The sequence below is a fragment of the Cytobacillus sp. IB215316 genome (genome assembly GCF_033963865.1).
Classification (GTDB): Bacteria; Bacillota; Bacilli; order Bacillales; family SM2101; genus Nanhaiella; species Nanhaiella sioensis.
The window spans coordinates 399,528-412,427 of record NZ_JAXBMC010000001.1; the positions used below are offsets into that span (position 1 = coordinate 399,528).

General features: G+C 35.5%; 11 protein-coding genes. 8 read left to right on the top strand and 3 right to left on the bottom strand.

Annotated features, from left to right (window positions below):
- Window positions 1-31 precede the first annotated feature (31 nt).
- On the bottom strand, window positions 32-850 hold the full coding sequence (gene comER / locus SLH48_RS01805; RefSeq protein ID WP_320256811.1) for a late competence protein ComER: 819 nt from the start codon (window positions 848-850) through the stop codon (window positions 32-34).
- A gap of 89 nt (window positions 851-939) precedes the next feature.
- On the opposite strand from comER, the gene SLH48_RS01810 reads away from it, so the two are divergent.
- The 3 genes from SLH48_RS01810 (at window position 940) to SLH48_RS01820 (ending at window position 4,854) form a co-directional block, all read left to right on the top strand.
- The gene (locus SLH48_RS01810) at window positions 940-1,548 is read left to right on the top strand and encodes a helix-hairpin-helix domain-containing protein (protein ID WP_320256812.1); all 609 of its coding nucleotides are present in this window, start codon (window positions 940-942) and stop codon (window positions 1,546-1,548) included.
- Window positions 1,549-1,843: 295 nt separating this feature from the next.
- Window positions 1,844-2,413 (top strand): ComE operon protein 2, encoded by a 570-nt coding sequence (locus SLH48_RS01815; RefSeq protein WP_214480335.1) that lies wholly within the window; start codon window positions 1,844-1,846, stop codon window positions 2,411-2,413.
- A 131-nt stretch (window positions 2,414-2,544) separates the two neighbouring features.
- Window positions 2,545-4,854, top strand: coding sequence for a DNA internalization-related competence protein ComEC/Rec2 (locus tag SLH48_RS01820; protein ID WP_320256813.1), 2,310 nt, complete (start codon window positions 2,545-2,547; stop codon window positions 4,852-4,854).
- Between the two features lie 164 nt (window positions 4,855-5,018).
- On the opposite strand, the gene SLH48_RS01825 is transcribed toward SLH48_RS01820, so the two are convergent.
- Window positions 5,019-5,153, bottom strand: coding sequence for a YqzM family protein (locus SLH48_RS01825; RefSeq protein ID WP_214480333.1), 135 nt, complete (start codon window positions 5,151-5,153; stop codon window positions 5,019-5,021).
- Window positions 5,154-5,452: 299 nt separating this feature from the next.
- On the opposite strand from SLH48_RS01825, the gene holA reads away from it, so the two are divergent.
- The gene (gene holA, locus SLH48_RS01830; RefSeq protein WP_320256814.1) at window positions 5,453-6,472 is read left to right on the top strand and encodes a DNA polymerase III subunit delta; all 1,020 of its coding nucleotides are present in this window, start codon (window positions 5,453-5,455) and stop codon (window positions 6,470-6,472) included.
- 349 nt (window positions 6,473-6,821) lie between these two features.
- On the opposite strand, the gene rpsT is transcribed toward holA, so the two are convergent.
- A complete protein-coding gene (gene rpsT / locus SLH48_RS01835) occupies window positions 6,822-7,088 on the bottom strand; it encodes a 30S ribosomal protein S20 (protein ID WP_214480331.1) in 267 nt (88 codons plus the stop codon).
- 185 nt (window positions 7,089-7,273) lie between these two features.
- Between rpsT and gpr the strand changes: the two genes are divergently transcribed.
- The 4 genes from gpr to lepA all read left to right on the top strand — a co-directional run bounded on the left by gpr (window position 7,274) and on the right by lepA (window position 12,874).
- Entirely contained in the window at window positions 7,274-8,392 is a 1,119-nt protein-coding gene (gene gpr, locus SLH48_RS01840) for a GPR endopeptidase (RefSeq protein ID WP_250886446.1), read from the top strand.
- Window positions 8,393-8,511: 119 nt separating this feature from the next.
- Entirely contained in the window at window positions 8,512-9,711 is a 1,200-nt protein-coding gene (gene spoIIP / locus SLH48_RS01845) for a stage II sporulation protein P (RefSeq protein WP_320256815.1), read from the top strand.
- A gap of 336 nt (window positions 9,712-10,047) precedes the next feature.
- Window positions 10,048-10,395 carry a YqxA family protein gene (locus SLH48_RS01850; protein WP_320257143.1) on the top strand — a complete coding sequence of 116 codons (348 nt, stop codon included), beginning with the start codon at window positions 10,048-10,050 and terminating at the stop codon, window positions 10,393-10,395.
- Window positions 10,396-11,047: 652 nt separating this feature from the next.
- A complete protein-coding gene (gene lepA, locus SLH48_RS01855; RefSeq protein ID WP_214480326.1) occupies window positions 11,048-12,874 on the top strand; it encodes a translation elongation factor 4 in 1,827 nt (608 codons plus the stop codon).
- The last annotated feature ends 26 nt before the right edge of the window (window positions 12,875-12,900 follow it).

Sequence of the window (12,900 nt, forward strand, 5' to 3'; positions counted from 1 at the left end):
TTGAAGGGATTTTGCTTAAAATGTAGAATAATTAAATGAATTGGTTATGAACATCCTCTATATCTTCACAAAACTTGTCATGGGTGCTTTGAAATAAATGTTCAAACATGTCGCCTAGTTCTTTTTCTAATACTGCGATACCTACCCCAGTAACACCGCCTTTTACACATACCTTCTCCTGAAGCGTTTGTAAAGTGAAAATATCTTTTTGTAAAAGCTCACCCATCCCAATTATCATTCCTGTCGCCAAAGTAGTTGCTTGCTCTCTTGTAATCTCCGTCTCATTTGCAGCCGCATCGATAAATCTCTGTATTAAATAACTGAAAAATGCTGGGCCACAGCTTACTATATCAGATGCTACTCTGGTCACTTGTTCTTCAATGAGAACGGGTTCAGATATATTTGAAAATAAGTAATTAATATAGGATATATAATGCTGGCTACAACTTTCGCCAAAGGATATTAATGAAATTCCAGAAAACGCTCGATTTGTAATACTTGGAATAACCCTTGCAACTTGACAGTTTACCATAGATTCAATTTGATGTACTGATATTGGACTAGTTATTGAAACGAGACATTTATTATGTGTTAAGCAAGGTGAAATTTGTTGTAAAAGGGGGTGAATTTGTAGTGGCTTAACACAAATAAAAATGATATCTGACTGGTTTATGACATCTTCAGCATCAGAAGTAACTGTTATTTCAGGGAAGTTTATCTTAATTTTTTCTGCTTTTTCAATCGTTCGATTGAATATACACAGTTTTGATGGTAATAGAGCTTTTGATTCAATAAATGCCTCAATTAACACCTTGCCCATATTTCCGGTACCGATAATCCCTACATTCATTGTAATATCCCCTCCTGACGTAACAATATCTCTCATATACAATATGATTTTTATTTTTACTTTATGACTGAATTGAAAGGAGCTTAATAATGGAATTTCTACGAAAATATCAGCAGTATTGGTTTGTTGCTTTAATAATTTTAATTATTTTGACTGGTATTGTTGTTAATATGATAACGAGACCTGATGAAACAGCTATCGTTGACAGTAGTTTACCATCTTTTTTGGAGCAACAAGACAAACCGATTGCAGAAAGTAGCACGGAAGTATCTCATGTGATATATGTCGATATAAAAGGAGCCGTCACATCGGAGGGCGTCTATGAAATGGCAGAAGGCTCTCGGGTAATGGATGTTATTGAACAGGCAGGAGGAGCATTAGAGTTAGCAGACATGTCTAAAGTAAACTTAGCACAATTGGTTTATGATGAAATGGTTCTTTATGTACCTAAGCAAGGGGAGGAGGGGTATGATTTACAATATTCATTAATGGAAAAAGAAAAAGATAAAGTAGATCTAAATCGTGCCACGATGGCTGAATTAGAATCCTTGCCAGGAATTGGAGGTAAAAAGGCTGAGGCGATTATATCGTATCGTGAGGAGTACGGCTCATTTCATACGGTTGAAGATTTGTTAAAAATATCTGGAATTGGTGAAAAATCATTAGAAAAGTTGCTTGAATACGTAGTAGTAAGGTAAATGGATGAAATTTACATGACCTTATCATAAATTAGTTTATGATTGCTGTATTAAATAATTATACGAGGTTGTTATGCAATGATCAGCATTTTAAAGTAGAATTACTGGCTCGAATTTCTTAGTAGAAAAACAACCACAAAAAACAACAGAAAAAGCTGTTGAGAAGCTTACTGTTTATAAAAATATTTTCTACGATTGATTGTTATTAGTATTCAAAAGCATGATATCGAAAATTGACGAATCTACACATCTTTCATTACACTATTGATATATTGAACATATTGGGGGAGTCTTTATGGAACGCATTTCATGGGATCAATATTTTATGGCACAAAGTCATTTACTAGCATTGCGAAGTACTTGTACAAGGCTTGCTGTAGGTGCCACAATTGTAAGGGATAAGAGGATAATTGCTGGTGGATATAATGGATCTATAGCAGGTGGCACACATTGTATTGATGAGGGTTGTTATGTAATTGATAACCACTGTGTGAGGACGATTCATGCAGAAATGAATGCTATTTTACAATGTGCTAAATTTGGGGTTCCTACAGAAGGTGCTGAAATTTATGTTACACATTTTCCATGTCTACAGTGCTGTAAAGCGCTTATACAAAGTGGAATAAAGGCAGTATATTATGCGAACGATTATAAAAACCATCCGTATGCACTAGAAATGTTTAAAGAGTCTAATATATTGGTCGATCAAGTTGAAGTAGATGAAATGATTATTGATTTAAAAAATCAAGAAAAACTGTTATTCGTCACCTCGTTAATTAAGAGGTTGGCTGATGAAGGTTTAGATAATAAAGAAATTAGTAAGCTACATGATGAGACAAATAAGCTGTTTACCTCATATGTGTAAATAGACAAGCCTTGAAAATCAGTCAGACACAAATGGAGAACGTAGGTGGAGACCGCTCTCCACCTGTATTTGTATCTAAGAGCTAGAATGTTATGAGCTATTAATAACACCTTCGTATTAAGGAGGTATTTATGAACAAAAGTTACATATATGCTTTAATAGCAGCTGTATTAGGGATATTAACCTCATATCACACATTACATCCTACCGTATTGTTTTGTTTACTCCTCTATGTTGTTTACGTATTTATTAGAGAGAAATTTACTACAGCCGTTATTTTCTTCGCACTGTACATTTTTTTCTTCCTTTATTCAACTTATATAGATGAACAAAATAAAAGTAACATCTCTTCAACAGCTACCGGATTTATTATTAAATTTACTTCAGATATTCAAATTAATGGTAACCAGTTAACGACAACAGTCAAACTTCCTAATAAGGAAAAACTGTTATTACGATATAAAATAAGCTCTAACATGGAGAAGGAAGCTTTATCTTCTATACAAATAGGTATGAAGTGCTATTTAGAAGGGACACTTGAAGAACCAGCTAATGGTAGAAATCCTTATGAATTTAATTATAAATCATATTTGCGAAGCCACAGAGTGCATTGGATTCTTAAACCAAAAAGCATTCAATTAACTCAATGCTCCACAGATGGTATGACGGTGTATGATCACATGTTATCAATGAGACAAAAAGGTATCAAGTTTACGATGGACAATCTTTCTACCGCATCGTCAGGGTTCGTTACAGCATTAATATATGGATATCGACATGCTATAGATGAACAAGTGTTATCCTCTTATCAGAAATTAGGTATCGTTCATTTGTTAGCCATTTCAGGACTACACGTTGGGTTTGTGACAGGTTTCATATATTTAATAGGCTTGAGGATTGGCATAACACGTGAAACAATGACTAATATACTACTAATTATCATCCCTGTATACATTATTGTAGCAGGAGGATCACCTTCGGTAATGAGGGCTGGTTTAATGGCATGGTGTGTATTCTTAGCCTTTAAATTGTCATTAAACGTCCACATCATCAATATTCTAAGTATCATTTGTTTATGTATGTTACTCATCGATCCGTATCAGTTACTTGAAGTTGGGTTTCAGTTGTCATTTATCGTTACTTATTCATTGATTTTTTCAGCCAGCAAAATTATAGGGCGCAGAAAGAATAGGATATCCCAATTATTATGTGTGTCAGTAATTGCTCAATTATCAGCATTACCAATTATTGTATATAATTTTTATGAATTATCTCCCCTTAGTATCCTTCTAAACCTTATATTCGTACCATTTTTTTCTTTGTTTATTCTCCCTTTGTCATTTATAACATTAACCAGTTTTTTCATTTATCCATCAATAGGTAAGTTGCTTGATTTATGCCTTTCTTTTGCTCTAAATAATGCAAATGAGTTTGTTTCTTTGTTATCCAGTATTTCAATATCATCTCTTACATTTGGAAGACCAACTACAATCGTTATGTTTGGGTATGCATTTAGTATTATTCTGTTCTTTACATATTTAGAGAAAGAAGGGACTTGGAGAAGGTTAACCGTTCCGGTTTGTATATTTTTCATTGTAGTATTGTTTAACTGGAACTGGTATTTTTTTAGCAGCCAAGGGGAAGTCATAATGCTTGATATTGGTCAAGGCGACAGTATATTAATTACACTTCCAAATCGAAAGTCGGTTTATTTAATTGATACAGGAGGTTCTATTCCATTTACTCAAGAATTATGGCAACAGAAGAGTAACACATTTCAAGTAGGTGAAGATGTAATATTACCTTTATTAAAAGCAAAGGGTATTAGAAAAATTGATAAATTAATTTTAACTCACAGTGACATGGATCATGCAGGAGAAGCGTTTACGTTGTTTGAAAACATCGACATAGACGAAGTAGTATTGTCTAATACAAAGCTTGTCACTAATTTTGAAAAGGAATTAGTTGCAAAAGCAATATCTTCAAATGCACATATAAATTTAGTGAAAAAAGGTGATCAATGGCTAGATCATGGGTATACATTTTATGTATTATCACCAAGTGGAACAGAAATAGATGAGAACAATCAATCAATTGTGATTTTCACCTCTATCGGTGGTTTAAATTGGCTTTTTACTGGAGATTTAGAGGCGCAAGGAGAGTTGTCACTTATTAGATCCTTTCCGAATTTATCAAGTAACGTATTGAAAGTTGGTCATCATGGTAGCGATACTTCAACTACAGAACAATTCCTTTCAGTCATCAACCCATCAATTGCATTAATATCCGCTGGCAAAAATAATAAATTTAATCATCCGCATGAAAAGGTAATAGATCGTTTAGCTATAAGAAATATTCGTATATTTAGAACAGATAAACACGGAGCAATCATATACACATATACTAATGAAACTGGAACCTTTTACACAACATTACCATAACATAAATTAAGAAAACGTAGGCCTCTCCAATATTATCTCTTCTAAGCAGTCTTAACAGTTATTTTAAAGTAAGCTATTTATTTCTATGTACGAAAAAAATCAATGCGAACACAGCCTCAAAAAAAGACTGTCATACGACAGTCTCAAGTGTGATGAGGTGGTTATTAAGAACCTACAAGTTTAATTACAGTAGCAATGATAAACATAGTTGCAAAAAATCCGAAAGATACGATAAACCCAACTCCTGAATCTACAGCATCGTTTCGCTTACTTTGGACATTTTCTTCAAATTGATTCACAAAATACCCCCCCTAATTCAATAATAGTATAAGCGAAAGTTCATAAAAAATCTACATTCATTAGTTTGTTTTCCTACAATGACAAGAGTTGTCACAAATAGTTCTTAATTTATACGGGAATGATATTCATACAAATTAATATCGTTACAATATAAGTGACTCGGGGCTTATGCTGTAACGTTCATATAAACTGGGAATTGGTCGTTTTGGGAGATCGGTTCCCATTGCCACTTGTAAAAGTGGGAAAATACTTTTACCATATGAAGAGAACCATTTCGAAAGTAGATCGGAGAGAAAAAATGGCACTTGACATATGGAGGAAAATTAAACAAGAGAATATTAACAACTTATACTTATTATATGGAAAAGAGACATATTTACTCAATGAGACAAAAAAATTACTTATATCTCACGGGTTAAAGAATGAAGAAATAGAATTTAACTTGTCTACATATAATTTAGAGGAAACTCCTATAGAAGCTGGGATAGAAGATGCAGAAACATATCCGTTTTTTGGTGACAAAAAAATCGTCATATTTAACAATCCTACATTCTTGACTAGTGAGAAGAGTAAAATCGAACATGATTTAAAAAAACTGGAAACTTTTATAAATCAGCCAGCAGATTTTTCAATTATAGTATTTTATGCTCCATATGAAAAATTAGATGAGAGAAAAAAGCTTACTAAATTACTAAAGAAAAAAGCGGAATTACTTGTAGCTAACACGTTGACAGAACAAGAGCTTCAAAAATGGATAGTGGAAAGGGCAGAATCATTTCAAGTGCTCATTCAAAATGAGGCCGTGGAAGAAATGCTACGTTTAGTAGGTACGAATCTTATGCTACTAACAACTGAAATTGATAAATTAGCATTATACGTAGGACCTGGTGGAAATATATCACATGAAACAGTAACATTACTTGTAGCTAGAACACTTGAACAAAATATATTTACACTAATAGATTTTATTGTTCAGAGAAAACCAGCTGAAGCAATGCAAATTTTATTTGATTTAATCGAGCAAAAGGAAGAACCGATAAAAATATTGTCTTTAGTATCAAACCAGTTTCGCTTAATATATCAAGTGAAAGAATTAGCTAGGCAGGGCTATAACCAACAAAAAATTTCATCTATTATAAAAGTTCATCCGTATCGCGTAAAGCTAGCCGCTGGGCAGGCTAAGCTCTTTGGGGACCAAGAATTAAAAGGAATTATCGGTCAACTAGCAGAAGCAGACTACGATATGAAAGTTGGTAATGTAGATAAACAATTGATTTTAGAACTATTTATTATGTCATTACAAGAGCAAATACACTAAACGCATTTACAGCTGATTCAACATAACATACATTCATAGAGTATTTTTAACGATGGCTGTTTTTCTAGGAAATAAACACAAATACAGCTTATTGCTGGTGGCATCTTTTCTGTTCTAAAGGCTAAAAAATCTTATAAAACATACTTCCCTATCATATTTAGTGCAGCTAGCAACAAAGTTTACGAAAAACAAGCTTGAACATCGTGTATAAGATGGTCAAGCTTGTTTTTTATGGGGACTGCACCCCTATGCTTAAACTAGCATTCAAAGTATTATAAATGGCTATTTATTAACCTTACGCAAAGAGCCTTTGTAAAAGAAAACGACCCTTTAAAAGGATCGCATGTTATTAAGCAGTAATGCTGTTTAATTTTTTTGCTAAGCGAGACTTTTGACGGGATGCAACATTTTTATGGATAATCCCATTGCTTGCAGCTTTATCTAGCTTTTTAGAAGCTAATACAAATGCAGCTTGCGCATTTTCAACGTCTTTGTTGTCAACAAGTACTTCAAAGTTTTTAACAGCAGAGCGCATTGCAGATTTAAGTGTAGCATTATGAGCACGACGCTTATCGCCTGTTTTTACACGTTTAATAGCTGATTTAATATTTGGCATGTATTTCACCTCCCAAAAATAACAATCGAGATGATGTAAACTCGACATATCACTTACATTAGAACACATGATATTCTATCAAACGAGGACTAATAATGCAATACTTATTCAACAATGAATGTTTCTATTGACTGGTGGTAAAACTAGATTATAAATCGATTTGAAAAAAAAGGGGTGCATTCTTTTTGTCTCAATTAGACGTAAGTAAGTATTCTGTGCGAACCGATTTAGCAATAGAAGCTCATGAAATGGCATTAGAAAGCAATGCGAGGGAAGAAGCGACAAAGGAACAATCATCAATCAATGGAGTGGTAGTAAAAGAGAATGATATCGGCGGTGTAAAGGTTACGAAAGTTGATATAAATAATGACGGTGCTAAGGCGGTAGGAAAAAAAGCTGGATGTTATGTCACTCTTCAAGCAGAAGGGATTAGACAACAGGATACTGAGTTACAACAGCATGTTGAAGAAGTTTTCGCTAATGAATTCAGTAATTTTTTACAGCAGTTAAACATTCAAAAAGACGCTAGTTGCTTAGTCGTTGGCTTAGGAAACTGGAATGTTACTCCTGATGCGTTAGGACCTATAGCAGTAGAAAACTTGTTAATAACTAGACATCTATTTAAGCTGCAACCTGAAAGTATCCAGGGTGGCTTTAGATCAGTAAGTGCCATCGCGCCAGGTGTAATGGGTTTAACTGGGATAGAAACGAGTAATATTATTCATGGGGTTATCGAAAAGTCACAACCAGATTTTGTTATTGCAATTGATGCATTAGCTGCAAGGTCAATTGAACGTGTAAATGCTACAATTCAAATCTCTGATACAGGCATTCACCCTGGGTCTGGTGTGGGTAATAAGCGTAAAGAACTGAGTATTGAAACGTTGGGCATTCCTGTTATAGCAATTGGTATCCCAACAGTTGTTGATGCAGTTTCAATTACTAGTGACACCGTTGACTTTATATTGAAACACTTTGGTAGAGAAATGAAAGAGGGAAGCCGTCCATCTCGTTCACTTGCACCTGCGGGAATGACGTTTGGGGAAAGACGAAAGCTGACAGAAGAAGATTTACCGGAAGATACGCATCGACAAACGTTTATGGGGATGGTTGGTACTCTAGAAGAAGATGAGAAGCGAAAATTAATTCATGAGGTGCTATCACCACTAGGGCATAACTTAATGGTCACTCCGAAAGAAGTAGATGTATTTATTGAAGATATGGCAAATGTTATTGCATCAGGCTTAAATGCTGCTTTACATGATCAGGTTGATCAGGATAATGCAGGAGCGTATACACATTGAGGAAGTTCTATGGAACGAAAGAAACTGAGCTTTTAACATGTACTTCAAGGTGGGGAAGGTTCTATTTCTCAAGGTTTGTTCATACTGATTAAGTAGACAAGCTTTGGAGGGAAATGCCCATGAGATTTGAGCGAGGTCAAGGAATGGTTATGACAATAAAGGGATCTAATATAAAAAAAACAATAATCATCATGATGTTAGGCTGCATGATGATATTTTCGGTTACTGCAATACTGACATCGCTAAAGCCAAAATATCGTATTTCGTCATCTTCCATCAACGATTTAACAACTAGCCTTACTAGTGAATCATTACTTTACTTATTATCACTTGAAAATCATTATTTTTCTCAAATTTTATCTACTAAACCAGAAACAAATTTCCCTTCTCTACTTTTTGAAATGGCAACGAGCATTAACCTTGATGACCCACGGAGCTTGCTTGGCAGTGAATTACCTGGTTATGCATTGTATGACAGTAAAATAATTGTCGCTGGTGATGGAACTAATTATACAAATTTACCTTATGAATCAGCGCCTCCAATAGAGGTATTATTAGCAGAAAGAGATGCTTCTGTTCAAAATATGGAAGAAATGGAAGGTGAAACTGAAGGAACTGAAAAAGTAACTCCCCCAGTATTAACAACAAACGGCAAAGACGTTGTCTATATTTATCATACACATAGTCGTGAATCGTATTTGCCTCATCTTGAAGGGGTAACTGACCCGGATAAAGCTTATCATTCCGAAGTTAATGTTACCTTAGTTGGTGAGCGTCTTGCATCTGAGTTGGAAAAAAGAGGGATAGGCGTTCAGCTAGATCAGACAGACATAATGGGGCAATTAATCGCTAACCAGTTGAAGTTCTTTCAGGCATATGACCAATCCAAACCTTTAGTGCAAAGTGCAATGACAAATAACCGTGATTTGCAGTATTTTATAGATATACATCGTGATGCTAATAGGAAAGAACAAACAACACATGTGATTAATGGTAAATCTTATGCTAAGACCGCTTTTGTTATTGGAGGAAATAATGCTCGTTATGAACGTAACCTTAAGCTCGCTGATGACCTACATCAATTGTTACAGCAAAAATATCCTGGTCTAAGTAGAGGGGTATTTGAATGGAGTGGAGAAGGACAAAATGGCATGTATAATCAGGACCTATCGGACAATGTTATGCTAATAGAATTTGGTGGCGTGGACAACACCTTTGAGGAATTGAACCGTACTGCAGCAGCTATTGCTGATGTTTTCAGTGAGTATTATTGGCAAGCTGAGAAAGTATCTACCGAATCAGATACAACTGCACAGTAATTTATGCAATCTAATTGTTCATTAAATCATCGTTCTCATGAAAGAAATTTCTTTGTTTTAGGCTCTTTTCGTAAACTTTATTGCTATTGTCATCAAATTAGTAATAAAAAAAGTGGTTTTACATTGTTAGTTAGCGTTGTAAAGAAAAAAAGATGCCGCGTACTCTAGTTATGTACGTATTTATGTCATGATAAATCGATGAGGAAACAGCCTTATTAGTGTTTTACGTTCTTAAGTGTGAGACCTTCAATCCTGGTGAAGTTAGTTTATTATATATGAGCTTAGCGGTGCTTCCGTAATAAGTCTGTGAGGGTGAGTATCATGTGGAAATTCATGATGAAGTGCTTTCTTTTATGTACGGTCCTTCTTTTTGGTGTTTTGATAGGAATGCAGAAGGCCAATAGTGGGATTATTGAGATGAAAGGGTATGATGATCCTTCATTTCGAGGTGCATTAGAAATTGTAGAAACCTCTAATGGGGAATTTGAGGCAAGTGTTCTAGGTTTGGAAGCAACGAGTCATGATTTGAAACAAAAACAACAGCAATTAGCTGAAATTAAAGCCTTTAATCTATTTTCATCAATGGGGAAAACAATTGCGGAAGCGGTAAGTAATACATTTCAGAAAATATTACAAATGATTGATACTCTCTTTGCGAAAATTATGGAAGGTAAATCAGGGTAACCGTGCTTTTCATGTCAAGTACAATTACTAAACCATCTCACATTAAGAATGGTTTTTTCTTTGTTGCGGATTAACAAGTACCTTCCGCTCTTTCCTTATCCCCTCGAGGTCACTTCGCTAAATCACATGAAGGCAAACAACGCCTTCATGTAATTTTACTCCAGTTCTTGTCGGGAATGAACGATGCGCTTCTGCTTTTCCTGATGTCTAGCTCCAGCGCATTTTCCCTCGAGATCACTTCGCCAAATCACCCGAAGGCAAACACCGCCTTCATGTGATTTTACTCCAGTGCTTGTCGGGAATGAACGATGCGCTTCCGCTTTTCCTGATGTCTAGCTTCAGCACCTATCCCCTCGAGGTCACTTCACTATTTCATCTGAAGGCAAAGTACGCCTTCATATGCAATAGTTCCAGTGCTTGTCGGGGATAAACAAGGTGCTTGTGCTTTTCCTGTAGTCTAGCTCCAGCGCATATTCCCTCGAGGTCACTTCGCCAAATCACCCGAAGGCAAACAACGCCTTCATGTGATTTTACTCCAGTGCTTGTCGGGAATGAACGATGCGCTTCCGCTTTTCCTATTGAATGTATGTTTGGCAATTGATATAATCAATGCTAGTGTATGTTGTGCCGATAATGGTAGGAGTGAATTAAAATGAACAAGAAAGAAAGAGTAAATAGGCAATCAAAAATACGGAACTTTTCTATAATAGCGCATATTGATCATGGAAAATCAACATTAGCAGATCGTATATTGGAGAAGACGGGTGCTTTAGCCCAACGTGAGATGAAAGATCAATTGTTAGATTCAATGGATCTTGAACGAGAGCGTGGAATTACAATTAAATTAAACGCCGTTCAATTGAAATATAATGCCCAAGACGGGGAAGAATATATTTTTCATTTGATTGATACACCAGGGCATGTTGATTTTACTTATGAAGTCTCTAGAAGCTTAGCTGCATGTGAAGGTGCAGTATTAGTAGTTGATGCAGCTCAAGGTATTGAAGCTCAAACATTGGCAAATGTATATTTAGCACTGGATAATGACTTAGAGATACTACCTGTAATAAATAAAATAGATCTACCGAGTGCCGACCCTGAAAAAGTAAGACAAGAAATAGAAGATGTTATCGGCTTGGATGCTTCTGATGCAGTTTTAGCTTCTGCTAAAGCTGGTATTGGTATTGAAGATATACTTGAACAAGTTGTTCAAACTGTCCCAGCACCAACTGGAGATCCAGAAGCACCGCTTAAGGCTCTCATTTTTGATTCTTTATACGATTCCTATCGAGGAGTTATTGCATATATTCGAGTCGTTGAAGGAACAGTAAAGCCTGGTCAAAAAATAAGAATGATGGCAACTGGAAAAGAGTTTGAAGTTAACGAAGTAGGAGTATTCTCACCTAAAGCCGTTTTACAGGACGAACTGAGTGTTGGTGACGTAGGCTTTTTAACAGCATCTATTAAAAATGTTGGTGACACCCGTGTAGGTGATACAATTACTGATGCCAAAAACAGTGCAGTAGAACCGCTTCCAGGTTATCGACGCTTGAATCCAATGGTGTTTTGTGGATTATACCCAATAGATACCGCCAGATATAATGATCTTCGTGAGGCATTAGAGAAATTGGAGCTTAATGATTCGGCATTGCAATTTGAACCAGAAACTTCTCAAGCACTTGGATTTGGATTCCGTTGTGGATTTCTCGGTCTATTGCATATGGAAATCATCCAAGAGAGAATTGAACGAGAATTTGGGATTGATTTAATTACAACAGCACCGAGTGTAATTTATCAAGTTTATTTAACAGATGGTATCGAGGTGCGAGTTGATAATCCATCCAATATGCCAGATCCACAAAGTATTGAACGAGTAGAAGAACCATATGTTAAGGCAACGATCATGGTTCCTAATGATTTTGTAGGTGCTGTCATGGATCTATGCCAAAATAAGCGCGGTATCTTCATCGATATGCAGTATTTAGATGAAAATCGAGTTAGTATAATTTATGAAATTCCATTGTCAGAAATTGTGTACGATTTCTTCGATCAGTTAAAATCAAACACGAAGGGCTATGCTTCGTTTGATTATGAGCTCATAGGTTACAAAGCTTCAAAGCTTGTAAAAATGGACATTTTATTAAACGGAGAGCAAGTAGACGCATTATCATTTATTGTTCACCGTGATTCTGCATATGAACGTGGGAAGATTATCGTTGAAAAACTGAAGGAATTAATACCAAGACAACAGTTTGAAGTACCTGTTCAAGCTACAATTGGTACTAAAGTAGTTGCTCGTTCCACTATTAAAGCTATGCGGAAAAACGTATTGGCAAAATGTTACGGTGGGGATATATCCCGTAAGCGGAAGCTTCTTGAAAAGCAAAAAGAAGGAAAAAAACGGATGAAGTCAGTTGGATCTGTCGAAGTTCCGCAAGAAGCATTTATGGCAGTGTTAAAGATGGATGAAGAAAAATAACAAATCTACAACCCATTTGAACACAT